At 72.8% G+C, this 16124-nt stretch carries 16 protein-coding genes; 3 read left to right on the forward strand and 13 right to left on the reverse strand.

The features are described 5' to 3' along the window. The first annotated feature begins 87 nt into the window (after positions 1 to 87). On the forward strand, positions 88 to 1320 hold the full coding sequence (locus tag ACGF5U_RS10890) for an APC family permease (protein WP_392715998.1): 1233 nt from the start codon (positions 88 to 90) through the stop codon (positions 1318 to 1320). Between the two features lie 109 nt (positions 1321 to 1429). Here the strand turns inward: ACGF5U_RS10890 and ACGF5U_RS10895 are convergent, their stop codons facing one another. The 13 genes from ACGF5U_RS10895 to ACGF5U_RS10955 form a co-directional block, all read right to left on the reverse strand. Further along, positions 1430 to 1822 (reverse strand): YccF domain-containing protein, encoded by a 393-nt coding sequence (locus ACGF5U_RS10895; protein ID WP_392716000.1) that lies wholly within the window; start codon positions 1820 to 1822, stop codon positions 1430 to 1432. Next, entirely contained in the window at positions 1819 to 2682 is an 864-nt protein-coding gene (gene htpX / locus ACGF5U_RS10900) for a zinc metalloprotease HtpX (RefSeq protein WP_392716003.1), read from the reverse strand. The genes ACGF5U_RS10895 and htpX overlap by 4 nt, the downstream gene beginning before the upstream one ends. A gap of 145 nt (positions 2683 to 2827) precedes the next feature. Next, positions 2828 to 3283: an MscL family protein gene (locus ACGF5U_RS10905; RefSeq protein ID WP_392716005.1), complete on the reverse strand. Its 456-nt coding sequence runs from the start codon at positions 3281 to 3283 to the stop codon at positions 2828 to 2830. 21 nt (positions 3284 to 3304) lie between these two features. After that, on the reverse strand, positions 3305 to 4885 hold the full coding sequence (locus ACGF5U_RS10910; protein ID WP_392716251.1) for an NADH-quinone oxidoreductase subunit N: 1581 nt from the start codon (positions 4883 to 4885) through the stop codon (positions 3305 to 3307). Positions 4886 to 4932: 47 nt separating this feature from the next. Continuing rightward, positions 4933 to 6486 (reverse strand): NADH-quinone oxidoreductase subunit M, encoded by a 1554-nt coding sequence (locus tag ACGF5U_RS10915; RefSeq protein ID WP_392716253.1) that lies wholly within the window; start codon positions 6484 to 6486, stop codon positions 4933 to 4935. A 27-nt stretch (positions 6487 to 6513) separates the two neighbouring features. After that, positions 6514 to 8514 (reverse strand): NADH-quinone oxidoreductase subunit L, encoded by a 2001-nt coding sequence (locus ACGF5U_RS10920; RefSeq protein WP_392716007.1) that lies wholly within the window; start codon positions 8512 to 8514, stop codon positions 6514 to 6516. Continuing rightward, on the reverse strand, positions 8511 to 8882 hold the full coding sequence (nuoK, locus tag ACGF5U_RS10925) for an NADH-quinone oxidoreductase subunit NuoK (RefSeq protein WP_392716009.1): 372 nt from the start codon (positions 8880 to 8882) through the stop codon (positions 8511 to 8513). The genes ACGF5U_RS10920 and nuoK overlap by 4 nt, the downstream gene beginning before the upstream one ends. After that, positions 8882 to 9451, reverse strand: a complete 570-nt coding sequence (locus ACGF5U_RS10930) for an NADH-quinone oxidoreductase subunit J (RefSeq protein ID WP_392716011.1) — start codon at positions 9449 to 9451, stop codon at positions 8882 to 8884. Before ACGF5U_RS10930 ends, nuoK begins: the two co-directional genes overlap by 1 nt. Beyond that, positions 9448 to 10029 carry a NuoI/complex I 23 kDa subunit family protein gene (locus tag ACGF5U_RS10935; RefSeq protein WP_392716013.1) on the reverse strand — a complete coding sequence of 194 codons (582 nt, stop codon included), beginning with the start codon at positions 10027 to 10029 and terminating at the stop codon, positions 9448 to 9450. The genes ACGF5U_RS10930 and ACGF5U_RS10935 overlap by 4 nt, the downstream gene beginning before the upstream one ends. A gap of 3 nt (positions 10030 to 10032) precedes the next feature. Next, positions 10033 to 10998: an NADH-quinone oxidoreductase subunit H gene (locus ACGF5U_RS10940; protein ID WP_392716015.1), complete on the reverse strand. Its 966-nt coding sequence runs from the start codon at positions 10996 to 10998 to the stop codon at positions 10033 to 10035. Beyond that, complete coding sequence (locus tag ACGF5U_RS10945; RefSeq protein ID WP_392716017.1) at positions 10995 to 11975, reverse strand: NADH-quinone oxidoreductase subunit C; 981 nt, start codon at positions 11973 to 11975, stop codon at positions 10995 to 10997. Before ACGF5U_RS10945 ends, ACGF5U_RS10940 begins: the two co-directional genes overlap by 4 nt. Next, positions 11972 to 12586 (reverse strand): NADH-quinone oxidoreductase subunit B, encoded by a 615-nt coding sequence (locus ACGF5U_RS10950; RefSeq protein ID WP_392716019.1) that lies wholly within the window; start codon positions 12584 to 12586, stop codon positions 11972 to 11974. Before ACGF5U_RS10950 ends, ACGF5U_RS10945 begins: the two co-directional genes overlap by 4 nt. Next, positions 12577 to 12978 carry an NADH-quinone oxidoreductase subunit A gene (locus ACGF5U_RS10955; RefSeq protein ID WP_392716255.1) on the reverse strand — a complete coding sequence of 134 codons (402 nt, stop codon included), beginning with the start codon at positions 12976 to 12978 and terminating at the stop codon, positions 12577 to 12579. Before ACGF5U_RS10955 ends, ACGF5U_RS10950 begins: the two co-directional genes overlap by 10 nt. A gap of 188 nt (positions 12979 to 13166) precedes the next feature. On the opposite strand from ACGF5U_RS10955, the gene ACGF5U_RS10960 reads away from it, so the two are divergent. Continuing rightward, the gene (locus ACGF5U_RS10960; RefSeq protein ID WP_392716021.1) at positions 13167 to 14381 is read left to right on the forward strand and encodes a sensor histidine kinase; all 1215 of its coding nucleotides are present in this window, start codon (positions 13167 to 13169) and stop codon (positions 14379 to 14381) included. A 364-nt stretch (positions 14382 to 14745) separates the two neighbouring features. After that, positions 14746 to 16068 carry a sensor histidine kinase gene (locus tag ACGF5U_RS10965; protein ID WP_392716023.1) on the forward strand — a complete coding sequence of 441 codons (1323 nt, stop codon included), beginning with the start codon at positions 14746 to 14748 and terminating at the stop codon, positions 16066 to 16068. The last annotated feature ends 56 nt before the right edge of the window (positions 16069 to 16124 follow it).

Raw genomic sequence — 16124 nt, forward strand, 5'->3', positions numbered from 1 at the left:
CTGCCTTTCCCACGGTTCCACGCGGTGTCGCCGGGAAGGACGCCTCCGCCGCCGGGGACGGTTGCGCAGGTCAGTAAGGTGCGGCGCATGACACAGGAACTGCGCCGGTCGCTCGGCCTCTTCGACGCGGTCGTCATCGGGCTGGGTTCGATGGTGGGGGCCGGGATCTTCGTCGCGCTCGGGCCCGCCGCCGGTGCCGCCGGGAGCGGGCTGCTGCTCGGGCTGGCGCTCGCCGCGGCCGTCGCGTACTGCAACGCGATGGCGTCGGCGCGGCTGGCCGCCCGGTACCCGGCGTCAGGCGGAACGTATGTGTACGGGCGTGAGCGGCTCGGCTCCTTCTGGGGGTACCTGGCGGGCTGGAGCTTCGTGGTCGGCAAGACCGCCTCGTGCGCGGCGATGGCGCTGACCGTCGGCGCGTACGCGTGGCCGGAGCAAGCGCACGCGGTCGCGGTGGCGGCGGTGGTAGCGCTGACCGCCGTGAACTACGGGGGCGTCCAGAAGTCGGCGCTCATGACCCGCGCGATCGTGGCGGTGGTGCTGGCGGTCCTCGCGGCGGTCGTCGTCTCGCTCCTCGGCTCCGGGACGGCGGACTCCGGACGGCTGGCGCTCGGCTCCGACGCGTCGGCGGGCGGGGTGCTGCAGGCGGCGGGGCTGCTGTTCTTCGCGTTCGCCGGGTACGCCAGGATCGCCACGCTCGGCGAGGAGGTCAGAGACCCGGAGCGGACGATTCCGAGGGCCGTCCCGCTGGCCCTCGGCATCGCGCTCGTCGTGTACGCGTGCGTGGCGGTCTCGGTCCTGTCGGTGCTGGGCGCGGAGGAGTTGGGCGAGTCGGTGGCACCGCTCGCGGACGCGGCGCACGCGGCGGGGGCGGGGTGGCTGGGCCCCGTGGTGCGGGTCGGTGCCACGGTGGCCGCGCTGGGCTCGCTGCTCGCGCTGATCCTCGGCGTGTCCCGTACGACGCTGGCGATGGCCCGCGACGGCCACCTGCCGCGAGCGCTCGCCGCCGTGCACCCCCGCCGCCAGGTGCCGCACCACGCGGAGCTGGCGGTGGGCGCGGTCGTCGCGGTGGTGGCGGCGACCGCCGACGTACGCGGGGCGATCGGCTTCTCGTCGTTCGGTGTGCTGGTGTACTACGCGATCGCCAACGCGTCGGCGTGGACGCTGGATCCGCGCCGCTGGTCGGTACGGATCCTGGCGGCGGGCGGTCTCGCGGGCTGCCTGCTGCTCGCCTTCGCGCTGCCGCCCACGTCGGTCATGGCGGGCACGGCCGTCCTGGCGGCGGGCGCCGTCCTGTACGCGGTCCGCCGGGGCCGGGGCTGACGGGGCCGCCGACCCGCGCTCGCGCGTCGTGCCCCGGTGCGGGCGGGTCGGCGGGCGGCCAGGGGGCGGGTCGGCGGGCAGGTTCCCGGCGAGCGGGTCGGCGGACTGGTCAGCGGGCCGCGAACGGCTGGTCCGAGGGGACGATCTCCTTGCCCAGCGGGAGCAGCGAGACCGGGATCAGCTTGAAGTTCGCGATGCCCAGCGGGATACCGATGATCGTGACGCAGAGGGCGATGCCGGTGACGATGTGGCCGAGCGCGAGCCACCAGCCGGCCAGCAGCAGCCACAGCACGTTGCCCGCGCAGGACGCCGCTCCCGCGTCCCGGCGGTCCACCACCGTCTGCCCGAACGGCCAGAGCGCGTAGACGCCGATACGGAACGCGGCGACGCCGAACGGGATGCCGATGATCGTGACGCACAGCAGGAGACCCGCTGCCACGTAGCCGAGGAACAGCCAGAAGCCGCTCAGGACCAGCCATATGAGGTTGAGGATCGTCTTCACGGGCGGCGACCTGCCATCTGCTCGAGTCGGGTGATGCGTTCTGCCATGGGCGGGTGGGTCGAGAACAGGCGGGACATTCCCTGGCCCGGCCGGAACGGGTTCGCGATCATCAGATGGCTCGCGGTCTCCAGCCGGGGCTCGGGCGGCAGCGGGAGCTGTCTCGTCCCCGCGTCCAGCTTGCGCAGGGCGCTCGCCAGGGCCAGCGGATCGCCGGTGAGCCGCGCGCCGGACGCGTCCGCCTCGTACTCCCGGGAGCGGCTGACCGCGAGCTGGATGACGGACGCGGCGAGCGGACCCAGGATCATGATCAGCAGCATGCCCAGCAGACCCGGCCCCTCCTCGTCGTCCGAGCGGCCTATCGGGATGAGCCAGGCGAAGTTCACCAGGAAAACGATCACCGACGCGAGGGCGCCGGCGACCGAGGAGATCAGGATGTCCCGGTTGTAGACATGGCTGAGCTCATGGCCGATGACGCCGCGCAACTCCCGCTCGTCCAGGAGCCGCAGGATGCCCTCGGTGCAGCAGACCGCAGCGTTGCGCGGGTTGCGGCCGGTCGCGAAGGCGTTGGGCGCCTGGGTCGGTGAGATGTACAGCCTCGGCATCGGCTGCCGGGCCTGCGTGGAGAGTTCGCGCACCATGCGGTACAGCTGCGGGGCCTGGAACTCGCTGACCGGGCGGGCGCGCATGGCCCGCAGCGCCAGCTTGTCGCTGTTCCAGTAGGCGTACGCGTTCGTGCCGAGGGCGACGACGACCGCGACGAGCAGGCCCGTACGCCCGAAGAAGCTGCCGATCAGGATGATGAGCGCGGACAGTCCTCCGAGGAGTACGGCCGTCCTGAGCCCGTTGTGCCGGCGGTGCACGGTACGCCCTCCAAGTGGTGCGGCAGGGGAACCCTTCGCTGATGCTGCTCCACTCTTCAGTGGACCCTCCCGTACTGGTCAACGCCAGGCGGGAGTGGCTGGTTCCCCGGCGCACAGGGGCGGCGGGCTGCTCCGTACGGGTGGTTCAGCGCTGCGCGGGCAGTCCCGCCTTCTCCAGCGCCTCGTGCACCGGCTCGATCTCGCTGGTGCAGTGGGCGCAACGGCTGGCGACGGCCGGGACGGAGGAGTAGCAGCGGGGGCAGTCGCGCAACCGGGCCTTGATGTCGAACGGCTCGTCCCGCTTGAAACGGTTCTGGACCTTCATCATCGGGACGACGACGAGGAAGTAGAGCACCGCCGCGGTGATCACGAAGGCGAGGGCGGCGCTGATGAAGAGGCCGTACGGGAAGTCCGTCCTGCCGATGGAGAAGTGCGCCTTGCCGAAGTCGCCGACCGAGCCGGTGGCCAGGCCGATGAGGGGCGCGATGAACGCGTTGCTGAAGCCGGTGACGACGGCGGTGAAGGCGGATCCGACGGCCAGACCGATGGCCATGGAGATGACGTTTCCGCGGAGTATGAAGTCCTTGAAGCCGTTCAGCACGGGTGTTGCTCCTATAGCGGGTCAGAAGAGGCTGGTGGCGGCGAAGCGCAGCACCGTCTGGGGGTAGCCGGACAGCAGCACACCGGCGACCGCCGTCAGGGCGATGGCGAGGGTGAGCGGCACGGGGGTCGCCTCCCGCTGCGGTACGGCCGCGGCGACGGCCACGGCTCCGGCGGGCGCGGCCTCCGCGCGTGCGGCCTCCGCGCGTACGGGCGCGGCTTCCTCCGGTGCGGGCGCGGGCTCCGGCGCGCGGAACAGCACCGCCGTCCACCGCAGGTAGTAGTAGAGGGCGACGACCACGTTGACACCCATGATCACGGCCAGCCAGCCGAGGCCCGCGTCGACGGCCGCCGAGAAGACGACCACCTTGGCGAAGAGTCCGATGATGCCCGGCGGCAGGCCGGCCAGGCAGAGCAGGAAGAACGCCATGACCAGCGCGGTCACCGGCCGCTCGGCGTACAGGCCCCGGTAGTCGGCGAGCCGGTTGGCGGGGTGGCTGCGGGCGACCAGCGCGGCGACGGCGAAGGCGCCGAGGTTCACGACGGCGTACATCAGGGCGTACGCGACGGTGGCGCCGATCTGGTCGTCGCTGGAGTACGCGGCGGCCGCGATCGGCACCAGGAGGTAGCCGGCCTGGCCCACCGACGACCACGCCAGCAGCCTGACGGCGCTCCACGCGCGCGTGGAGACCTGCCGGAGGGCGGCGACGTTCCCGACGGTCATGGTCAGCGCGGCCAGCACGGCCAGCGCGGGACCCCATACGTCCGCGTACGACGGGAAGGCGACGACCGTCACCAGGATGAGCCCGGTGAAGCCGACCGCCTTGCCGACGACGGACAGGTAGGCCGCGACGGGCAGCGGCGCGCCGACGTAGGTGTCGGGGACCCAGAAGTGGAACGGCGCGGCGGCCGTCTTGAAGGCGAAGCCCACGAGGGTGAGGGCGGCGCCGGCCTTGGCGAGGGTGGCCAGCTGGACGGGGACGTCGTCCAGGCGCTGGGCGATCTCCGTGAGGTGCAGGGTGCCGGTGGAGGCGTACAGGAAGCTGACGCCGAGCAGGGTCACGGCGGTCGCGGTGACCGAGGAGAGGAAGAACTTGAGCGCCGCCTCACCGGACATCCGGTCACCGCGCTTGAGGCCGACGAGCGCGAAGGCGGGCAGCGACGCGACCTCCAGGGCGACGACGAGGGTCGCCAGGTCCCGGGAGGCGGGCAGCAGGGCGGCGCCCGCCGCCGAGGACAGCAGCAGGAACCAGAACTCCCCGGCGGGCAGCTTCTCCCTGGTCTCGGTCAGCGACAGCAGCGCCGTCAGGAGGGCCCCGCCGAGCACCAGGAACTGGATGACCAGGGTGAAGCGGTCGGCGGTGTAGCTGCAGACGGCGGTGTCGGTGGTCAGACAGAAGGTGGCGCGGTCGCCCGCGCGCAGCGGTACGAGGGCGGCGAGCGCGGCGACGAGTCCGGCGATCGCGGTCCAGCCGAGGAACGGCTTGCGCGCCGCCGGCACGAACAGGTCGGCGACGAGCACGGCCAGGGCGACGACGGCGACGATGGTGGGCGGCGCGATGACGGCCCAGTCGACGGTCTGGACCAGCTCGGCCGTCCGCACGGGTTCGGCGGACCGGGCGAGGTGGGCTGCGCTCGTGGCGGCGACGGTCACGACTTGCCTCCTGCGAGGAGCTTCTGCACGGCCGGATCGGTCAGGCCGAGGAGGACCGCGGGCCAGAGGCCGGCGAGGACGGTGAGGGCGGCCAGCGGCGTCCAGGCGGCGAACTCGTACGGCTGGACGTCGGCCGGCCGCGGCTGGTCGTCCGCGGGCTTCGCGCCCATGCAGACGCGGCGGACCACGACGAGGAGGTACGCGGCGGTGAGCAGCGTGCCGACGGCGGCGATGGCCATGAACGTGAGGAACGCGGGTCGGCTGAGTCCTTCGGCGGGCCGGAACGCGCCGAACAGGGCGAGCATCTCGCCCCAGAAACCGGCGAGGCCCGGCAGCCCGAGGGAGGCGACGGCGCCGAAGGCGAGGAGGCCGCCGAGGCGGGGGGCGCGGCCGTAGAGGGCGGCGCCGGTGGCTCCGGCGAGCGCGTCGAGGTCGGCGGTGCCGTACCGGTCCTTGATGGCTCCGACGAGGAAGAACAGCAGGCCGGTGATGAGGCCGTGGGCGATGTTCGCGAAGAGCGCGCCGTTGACGCCGGTGGGCGTCATGGTGGCGATACCGAGGAGGACGAAGCCCATGTGGCCGACGGACGAGTACGCGATGAGCCGCTTCAGGTCGCCCTTGGTGCCCGGCCGGGCGAGGGCGAGGCAGGCGAGTGACCCGTAGATGATGCCGGCGACGGCGAACGCGGCGAGGTAGGGCGCGAAGACGCGCATGCCGTCGGGTGCGATCGGCAGGAGGATGCGGACGAAACCGTACGTGCCCATCTTCAGCAGGACACCGGCGAGGAGGACCGAGCCGACGGTCGGGGCGGCGGTGTGGGCGTCCGGCAGCCAGCTGTGCAGCGGCCACATCGGAGTCTTGACCGCGAGACCGACACCGATCGCGAGAACGGCGATGACCTGCACGGATGTGCTGATGCCCCGGCCGTTGTCAGTGGCGAGTGCCACCATGTCGAAGGTGCCGGCCTTCAGCCCGACGAGCAGGAGGCCGAGCAGCATGACGACCGAGCCGAGCAGCGTGTAGAGGATGAACCGCCAGGCGGCGGGCTGCCGCCCCTCGCCGCCCCAGCGGGCGATGAGGAAGTACATCGGGATGAGGACCATCTCGAACGCCAGGAAGAACAGCAGCAGATCGAGGACGGCGAAGGTCGCGAGCGTGCCGGACTCGAGGACGAGGAGCAGCGCGACGAAGCCCTTCGGCGACCCGCCGGACGGCATCTTGAAGTAGCTGTACAGCGCGCAGAGGAAGGTCAGCAGCGCGGTCAGGACCAGAAGGGGGAGGGAGATGCCGTCGACACCGAGGTGGATCCGCACATCGAGTGCCTTGATCCAGCTGATGTCCGTCGTGGCCTGCATCCGCGACGGCTGGTCGTGGTCGAAGCCGAGGGTGAGGACGATCGCGGCGGCGAGGACCGCGCCGGTGACGGTCACGCCGTGGCGCAGCACTGCCTGGTCCGGTGACGTCCCCCTCAGCCCGGGCGGGGCCGGCAGGAGAGCGGCGGCGGCGCCGATGAGCGGGCCGGCGACGATGAACGCGAGAAGGAACTGCATCACGGATGCGCTGATATCGATCACGGCTCACGATCCCGCGTTGACGGTGGCAAGGGCGACGGCGGCGATCGCCAGGACGACGGAGCCGGCGAGCAGGACGCTGAGGTAGGTCTGCACATTGCCGGTCTGCGCGCGGCGGACGGCAGCGCCGAGCAGACCGGTGGCGGTGCCCGCGCCGCGTACGTACGTCTCGACGACCTCCCGGTCGAGGAAGCGGACCAGTGAGGCCGCTCCCTGGACGGGGCGTACGAACAGAGCGGTGTAGACGGCGTCGAGGTGGAAGCCGGCGGCCGCGTGCCGGTGCAGCGGGCCGAGCAGCAGCCGCCCCGGGTCGGCGGGGTCGGGCGCCGAGGCGATGGAGCCGTACGCGGGGGTGTGCGTGGCGATGGCCTCGGCCTCGGAGACGGCGGGCTCGGCATCGGGGTGGGCCGCCACGGCGCCCATGGGGACACGGGCGGCGGCGGCCGTGGTGTGCCGCCAGGCGCCGTAGGTGATCAGACCGCCGACGAGGGCGACGCCCGTGCCGAGGACCGCGGTGGTGACGGTCGGGGTGAGGGCGTTGCCGTCGAACCAGTCGTCCAGGACGAGGGCCGCGAGGCCGAACGCGAGGGAGGGCAGGGCCAGCACCCACAGGACGGTGGTCATGACGGCGGGCTGCCGGCCGTGCTCGGGGGCCTCGGCCCCGCGGCCCCGGAAGGCGAGCAGCCACAGGCGCGTCGCGTACGCGGCGGTGAGGAGGGCGGTCAGCAGACCGGCGACCAGCACGGTCCAGCCGGCCCCGGCCGGGGCGATGTCCCGGTCGCCGATGGCGGTGTGCTCGGCGGCGACGAGAACGGCTTCCTTCGAGAAGAAGCCGGCGAACGGCGGGATCGCGGCGAGCGCGAGCAGGGCGACCGTCATCGTCCAGTACGCGTCGGGGATGCGCTTGGCCAGGCCCCCCATACGGGACATGGCGGCGAGCGAGTTGGTGCCGGCGGCGTGGATGATCACGCCGGCGGCGAGGAACAGCAGGGCCTTGAACGCGCCGTGCGACAGGAGGTGGAAGACGGCGGCGCCCCGGTCGCCGACGGCCAGGGCACCCGACATGTAGCCGAGCTGGCCGATGGTCGAGTAGGCGAGGACGCGCTTGATGTCGTCCTGGGCGAGCGCGGCGAGGGCCGAGCCGACCATCGTGATCGCGGCCATCACGGCGAGCACGGTCATGGCGGCCGCGGATGCCGCGAACACCGGGAGGAGACGGGCGATGAAGTAGATACCGGCGGCGACCATCGTCGCGGCGTGGATCAGCGCGGAGACCGGCGTGGGACCGGCCATCGCGTCGGGGAGCCAGGTGTGCAGCGGGAACTGCGCCGACTTGCCCGCGACACCGGCGAGGAGCAGCAGCGCCACCAGCGTGGGGTGGTCGATGGCTCCGGCGCCGACCGCGCCGAGGATCCCGGTGATCCGGAACGTGCCGGCGTCGGTGGCCAGCGCGAACAGGCCGATCAGAAAGGGGACGTCGCCGAGCTTGGTGACCAGGAACGCCTTGAGGGAGGCGGCCCGTGCCTCGGGGGTCTCCCAGTAGTGGCCGACCAGGAAGTACGAGCAGATGCCCATGATCTCCCAGCCGACCAGCAGCACCATCAGGTCGCCCGAGTAGACGACGAGCAGCATCGCGGAGGTGAAGAGGGAGACGAGCGCGGCGTACGAGGGGTAGCGCGGGTCGTCGCGCAGGTAGCCGGTCGAGTAGATCTGCACGCAGGACGCGACGAGGCAGACGAGGACGGCCGTCAGCGCCGCGAAGCCGTCGAGGTGCAGGGCGAGTTCGACGGGGACCGAGCCGGTCGGGGTGAGCCGGGTGGCGGCGTCGACCGCCGCGCCGCCGCCTTGGCGGACGGCGACCAGTACGGCCAGGGCGAACGCGGCGAGCGTCGGCAGGACCGCCAGGGGGCGGACGAAACCGGGCGCGGTACGGCCCAGCAGGAGACCGGCGGCGGCGCCGAGGAACGGAAGGAGGGGGACGAGGACGGCGAGGGTCGTGGTGGTCACGCGGTGGCCTCAGCCTTCTCGCCGGCCGGTACGTCGGAGTCCGCGTGCTCGGCGGTCTCGGTGGTCTCGGCGGTGTCGCGGAGCTTGTCGATGTCCGAGGTGCCCCCGTTGCGGTACACCATCAGGACGATCGCCAGACCGATGCCGATCTCGGCGGCGGCGATGGCGATGATGAACAGGGTCAGCGCCTGGCCGGCGTGCAGGGTGTCGCGGAGCCAGACGTCGAACGCGACCAGGTTGAGGTTGACGGCGTTGAGCATCAGCTCGACGGACATCAGGACCAGGATCGCGTTGCGGCGGGCGAGCACTCCGTACAGGCCGGTGCAGAACAGCAGGACGGCGAGGACGGCGGGGTAGGCGAGGTGCATCAGCGCGTGCCCTCCTGGTCGGTGGCCGTCGCCGCGGCGTTCCTGCGGGAGATGACGATCGCGCCGACGAGCGCCGCGAGGAGCAGCACGGAGAGCGCCTCGAACGGCAGCACCCAGTGCCGGAAGAGCATCTCGCCGGTGACCCTGGTGGAGCCCTGGGCGGGCCCGTCCAGGTCGATCCAGGTGGTGCGGAACGCGTCCAGGACGACCCAGAGGAGGGCGGCCGCGGCGGCGCCCGCCACGACGAGCGCGGCGGGGCGGTTGCCCGAGTCGGCGTCAGGGGAGCGGCCGATGGGCGCCTTGGTGAGCATCAGCCCGAAGAGGAGGAGGACGACGACGGACCCCACGTAGATCAGCACCTGTACCCAGGCGATGAACTCGGCGGTGAGGAGGAGGTACTCGACGGCGAGCCCGCCGAGCGCCGCGACCAGCCACAGGGCGGCGTGCACGAGCTGCCGGCTGGTGACGGCGACGACGGCCGCGCCGAGGGTGACGAGGCCGACGAGGACGAAGGCGATCTCCACGCCCGTCGGCGACAGGAAGCCGTTGGCGGCGGCGGCGAGCGTCACGCGGTGCCTCCCTCTGTGTCGGTGGGAGCGTCGTGCTGGGCGGTGGCCTCCTGTTGGGCCGCGGCCTGCTTCTCGGCGGCCTTGCGCGCCGCCGCGACCTCCTTCGGCTCCTCCGCGCCGGGGTCCAGGGCGGGCGGTTCCGGCACCGTCCACATCCACTCGCGGAGCTTGTCCCGCTCGTGGGTGAGGTCGTGGATGTCGGTCTCCGCGTACTCGAACTCGGGCGACCAGAACAGCGCGTCGAAAGGACACACCTCGATGCAGATACCGCAGTACATGCAGAGCGCGAAGTCGATGGCGAACCGGTCGAGGACGTTACGGCTGCGCTCGCGGCCGCCCGGCGTGGCGGCGGGCACCGTCTCCTTGTGGGAGTCGATGTAGATGCACCAGTCGGGGCACTCGCGGGCGCACAGCATGCAGACCGTGCAGTTCTCCTCGAACAGACCGATCACGCCGCGGGTGCGCGGCGGGAGTTCGGGCTGGACGTCCGGGTACTGCGCGGTGTGGGACCGCTTCGTCATCGTGCGCAGGGTGACGGCGAGGCCCTTGGCAAGGCCGGATCCGGGGATGGGCGACATCTGTTAGATCACCACCTTGACGATGCCGGTGAGGGCGATCTGGGCGAGGGCGAGCGGGACAAGCGTGGTCCAGGCCAGCTTCTGGAGCTGGTCCTCACGCAGTCGCGGGAAGCTGACGCGCAGCCAGATCACGATGAAGGCGAGCACGGCCGTCTTGAGCAGGGTCCACACCCAGCCGAGGCCGTCGGCCCCGAACGGGCCGTGCCAGCCGCCCAGGAACAGGACGGTGGTCAGACCGCACAGCACGACGATGCCCGCGTACTCGGCGAGCAGGAACAGCGCGAACCGCAGGCCGGTGTACTCGGTGTACGCACCGAAGATGATCTCCGAGTCGGCGACCGGCATGTCGAAGGGCGGTCGCTGGAGCTCCGCGAGGCCGGCCACGAAGAACACCAGGGCGCCGACGATCTGCCACGGCAGCCACCACCACTCGAAGGCGTTCAGGATGCCGGGGAGGGACACCGTGCCGGCCGCCATCGCGACGGACGCGGCGGCCAGCAGCATGGGCAGCTCGTAGGCCAGCAGCTGCGCGGCGGTCCGCAGACCGCCGAGGAGGGAGAACTTGTTGGCGGACGCCCAGCCCGCCATGAGCGAGCCGAGCACGCCGACGCCCATGACGGCGAGGACGAAGAAGATGCCCGCGTCGACCACCACGCCGACCGCGCCCTCGCTCGGGCCGATCGGGATGGCGACGAGGACGAGGAGGTACGGCAGCAGCGCTATGGCGGGCGCGAGCTGGAAGATGCGGCGGTCGGCGTTGGCCGGGACCACGTCCTCCTTCTGCGCGAACTTCACCCCGTCGGCGACGAGCTGCGCCCAGCCGTGGAAGCCTCCGGCGTACATGGGGCCGAGGCGGCCCTGCATATGGGCCATCACCTTGTGCTCGGTCTGGCCGATCAGTAGCGGGAAGGTCAGGAACACGGCGAAGACGACGACCAGGCGGAGGGCGACGTCGAGTGCGTCGTTCACGCGTCTCCTTCAGGGCGTCGGTCGGTGTCCCCGGGCTCGGCCTCAGGGGCGGGGGTCGCCTCCGGCTCGGGGGTCGGGGCGGTGGTCGCGTCCGGTGCGGGAGCCGGGGCCGGGGTCGGCTCGGGCTCAGGCGCGGGGGTCGCGTCCGGCTTCGGGGCGGGGGCCGGGGTCGTGTCCGGCGCGGGGGCCGGGGGCTCTTCGAAGGCCGGGCGCGGGTTGTTCCAGGGCGCGTCCGTGCCGCGCGGGCGGCTCGGCGGGGTCGCCGCCGGGGTGTCGGGCGCCTGGCTTGCCGAGCCCTCGCTCGCGGTGCGCGTGCGGCGGACCGGGCGGTCGCCGGCGGCGCGGGGCGTACGGGCGGGGCGGTCGCCGGCGGCTCGGGGAGTGCGGGCCGGGGCGGGCGGGAGCTGGCCCTTGAGCGGGCCCCACTCGTTGGGGTCGGGTACGCCGGGCGGCAGCATCTGGCGCCGCTTCGGGCCGCCGTGGTCGGACTCGCCAGGTTCCTTGGCGCCGGGCCACGCCTTGGCGACGCGGGAGGCGAGGACGAAGTCCTTGCGCAGCGGGTGGCCCTCGAAGGTGTCGGGGAGGAGCAGCGGGACCAGGTGCGGGTGGTCCCGGAAGTCCACGCCGAACATCTCGTGCGTCTCGCGCTCGTGCCAGGCGGCGCCCGCGTAGACGGGGACGGCCGTGGGGAGCACGGGGGCGCTGTGCGGGACGGTCGTCCGCACGAGCAGACGGCGGACCCGGCCGCCCTCCAGGGCGACGACATGGGCGCAGACGTGGAAGCCGGTGCCGGGCTCGTCGACGGCGCTCAGCCAGTCGAAGTAGGTGCAGCCGAGCTTTTCGCGGGCGGTTTCCAGCGCGGGGATCCACGAGCCGGCGGGGACGTCGACGGTCAGCAGGTCGTACGTCCGCTCGGCGGTGGCCTCGTCGCCGAAGACGGCGGTGACGGCGTCGGGCAGGGAGTCGTAGGCGTTCATTCGGCGGCGCCTCCTCCGGCGGGCGGCGCCGGCGGGGCGACGAGCGGGCTGCTCAGCGCGGCGGCCGGGGTGCGGCGGCCGTGCCCGTAGCGCTCGCCGAGCGACTCGCGGGCGATCTTCTCCTGGAGCTTGAGGATGCCCTGCAGCAGCGCCTCGGGGCGGGGCGGGCAGCCCGGTACGTACACGTCGACGGGGATGATCTGGTCGACGCCCTTGGTGACCGAGTACGAGTCCCAGTACGGGCCGCCGCAGTTGGAGCAGGCGCCGAAGGAGATGACGTACTTCGGCTCGGGCATCTGCTCGTACAGCCGCTTCACGGCGGGCGCCATCTTGTCGGTGACCGTGCCGGAGACGATCATCAGGTCGGCCTGGCGCGGTCCGGGCGCGAACGGGATCACGCCGAGCCGGATGAAGTCGTGCCGGGCCATGGAGGCCGCGATGAACTCGATGGCGCAGCAGGCGAGACCGAAGTTGAAGACCCAGAGGCTGTAGCGGCGGCCCCAGTTCAGGACCACCTTCATGGGCTCGGGCGCCAGCCGGGACAGCACACCGAGTCTCTTCGGCTCGGGCAGCGGAACCGGCTCGTGAGTGGTGCCTGGAGTCACGTCCATGTCAGGACGCCCTTCTTGTACGCGTAGAGCAGGCCCACGGCGAGGAAGCCGAGGAAGATGAACATCTCGACCAGCGTCGTGGCGCCGTATCCGGCGGCCGCGAAGACGGTCGCCCACGGGAAGAGGAAGATCGAGTCGACCGCGAAGATCACATAGAGGAAGGCGTACACGTAGTAGCGGACCTGGGTGTGCGCCCAGCCCTCCCCCACGGGGTCGACCCCGCACTCGTACGTCAGGAGCTTCTCCGGCGTCGGTACGACGGGCCGCAGCAGGCGCCCCGCCGCGAACGCGACCGCGACGAAGAGCACGCCGACGACGGCCAGCAGGCCGACGACCGAGTAGCTCTGGAAGTAACCGGCCGCGAGCCAGGTCGGTTCCGGCACGTCGGTCACGTCCGTCACGTCCGTCCCTCGCTTCCTGCCCCCTCGGGCGCCGATTCGGCGATCTGTACGCACGGGAGTCTAGGCCCTGGCAAAGGCCCGGTAATCAGCCGTGCCGCACTTCAGGTGGGGTTACCCCTACTGTCCCTCACCCACGAACCCCATGGCGTGCGCGTCTTCCGCCCGGCAGGCTGGCCCGTATGACCGCGAGCATCGACACCACCGACCCCCGGCCGCACGACGGAGGCCCCGGCCACGGCCCCGCCCCCGCCCGTATCGCGTTCGGCAGGCCGGCCTGGAAGGAGGTCGCGTATCTGCTGTCCAGCCTGCCGGTCGCCCTCGTCGGGTTCGTCTACGTCGTCGCGGCGACCGCCGTCGGTACGGGGCTGTCGGTGACCGTGATCGGGCTGCCGCTGCTCGGCGCTGGGCTGGCCGGGGCACGGCTGCTCGGCCGGGCGGAGCGGGCGCGGGCGCGGGCGCTGCTCGGCGTGGTGGTGGAGGAGCCGAGCCCGTTGCCGCACCGGCCGGGTGACGGGCTGCTGCCCCGGCTGTGGACGCGGCTGAAGGACCCGGTGGCCTGGCGGACGGTGCTGTTCGAGTTCATCCGGCTGCCGTGGGGCGTGCTGACCTTCGCGCTGGCGCTGGTGAGCCTGATCGTGCTCTGGCCGGTGCTGCCGTTCGTCACCCGGGCACTGACCAACGCCGACCGGGCCATGGTGCGCGGTCTGCTCGGGCCGTCCGACGAACTGGAGCGCCGGATCGCGGAACTGGAGTCCGACCGGGGCGTGGTCATCGACACCGCCGCCGCCGATCTTCGCCGGATCGAACGCGACCTGCACGACGGGGCGCAGGCCCGCCTGGTCGCCCTCGCCATGGGGCTCGGCCTCGCCAGGGAGAAGCTCACCGAGGACCCGCAGGCGGCCGCCGCGATGGTGGACGAGGCGCACGGCGAGGTGAAGCTCGCCCTGCAGGAGCTGCGGGACCTGGCACGCGGCATCCACCCGGCCGTCCTCACCGACCGGGGCCTGGACGCCGCACTTTCCGCCATCGCCTCCCGCTGCACCGTCCCCGTCACGGTGACCGTCGACCTGGACGAGCGGCCGGCCGAGGCGATCGAGGGCATCGCCTACTTCACGGTCTCCGAGCTGCTCCAGAACGTGTCGAAGCACGCGCGGGCCCGCACCGCGACCGTCGACGTATGGCGGGCCGGCGACCGGCTGATGCTCCAGGTGACCGACGACGGCCGGGGCGGCGCCCGCCTCGACGGCGGCACCGGTATGGCGGGCCTCGCCGAACGCCTGGGTGCGGTGGACGGCCTGTTCGTCCTGGAGTCCCCGGTGGGCGGCCCGACGGCGGTCACGGCGGAACTGCCCTGGCGCGGCCGCGAGACCCCGCCCCCGGCGGCACGGAGATAGCCCGTCCGGCACGGAAACATGCCCGGACGGCCCGGCGGCACCCTCGCGGGGCCGGGAACGAGGGAGCCGCGCGGCGCCGAGGTGTGCCCCGCCCGGCCCGAGGCCGCACGCGCGGCGCCGTGGTATGCGCGGCGCGGTGGTATGCGCTGCGGCCGGTGTGGCCTCCCGAGCGCCGGGAGGCCCGTCCGGGGTAGGGACAACCCCCGGCCGGAACGGCGACAGCCCTCATGGTGCCGGGGCCGCCGCCGCAGCAGGCTGGTGGCCAGGCAGACCCGGCAGGCAGCCCCCGCAGGCAGACCCGGCAGGCAGAGCCGCGCGTCTTGAGAAGAAGCCGCGCGTCTTGAGAAGAAACGGACACGATCCCATGGCCCTCGCATACGGACCGGACACCTCTTCCGGGCGTCCCCCGCGCCTCCCCGCCGCCCTGCGCGCTCCGCTGGAGGCGCGCACCTGGCGCGAATTCGGCCATCTGCTGCTCGGACTGCCGCTCAGCGTCTTCTACTTCGGCTGCGCCGTCGCGATGGGCTCGGCCGGCGCCGGGCTGCTGGTGACGTTCCTCGGCATCCCGGTCCTCGCCGCCGGTCTCGCCCTGTGCCGCGGCTTCGGCGTGGTGGAGCGGGCCAGGGCACGTGCCCTGCTGGGGGCGGACGTCGGCGAGCCGGAGCCGGTGCGCGCCGGACCCGGCGGCGGTCCCATGAGGTGGATGGGCGCCATGCTGAAGAGCGGGGTGTCGTGGCGGCACTTCCTGTACGCGCTCGTGCACATGCCGTGGGCGATCTTCGCGTTCACCGTGGCCGTGGTCTTCTGGAGCGTCGGCTGGGGCCTGTTCAGCTATCCCCTGTGGCAGTGGGTCTTCCCGATGTACGCCGGGCAGGACGGCATCCAGCTGTACGGCGACGGCACGCACGGCTACCACCTCGACTCCCCCTTCGAGATGGCCGTGACCAGCGTGGTCGGCCTGCTGGTCGTGCTGGTGTCGCCGTGGGTCGTCCGGGCGCTGGCCGGTGTCGACCGGCTCCTGGTGACAGGGCTGCTGGGCCCGTCCCGGCTGGCCACCCGCGTGGTCGAGCTGGAGACCGACCGGGGTGTGGTGGTCGACACCGCCGCCGCCGACCTGCGCCGGATCGAACGCGACCTGCACGACGGCGCGCAGGCCCGGCTGGTCTCCCTCGCCATGGACCTGGGCCTCGCCAAGGAGAAGCTCGCCCACGACCCCGAGGCGGCCGCCGCGATGGTGGACGAGGCGCACGGCGAGGTGAAGACGGCGCTGCGGGAGCTGCGGGACCTGGCACGCGGCATCCACCCGGCCGTCCTCACCGACCGGGGCCTGGACGCCGCCCTTTCCGCCATCGCCTCCCGCTGCACCGTCCCCGTCACGGTGACCGTCGACCTGGACGAGCGGCCCGCGCACGCCGTCGAGGGCATCGCCTACTTCACGGTGTCCGAGCTGCTCCAGAACGTCTCCCGGCACTCCGGGGCCCGGAACGCGGCCGTCGACGTGTGGCGCGCGGGCGACCGGCTGATGCTCCAGGTGGCCGACGACGGCCGGGGCGGCGCGGACGTGTCGGCGGGGCGGGGCCTCGCGGGGCTCGCGGACCGGCTGGACGCGGTGGACGGGGTCCTCGCGGTGCGGTCACCGGCCGGGGGCCCGACGGCGGTCACCGCCGAGCTGCCCTGGCGCGGCTGAGGCCGGGCGGCGCGGGCGGCCGAACGCGCCGCGCCGCCGACGCGCGGAAGGTCGTC

The sequence above is a fragment of the Streptomyces sp. NPDC047886 genome (assembly GCF_043204435.1).
Classification (GTDB): domain Bacteria; phylum Actinomycetota; class Actinomycetes; order Streptomycetales; family Streptomycetaceae; genus Streptomyces.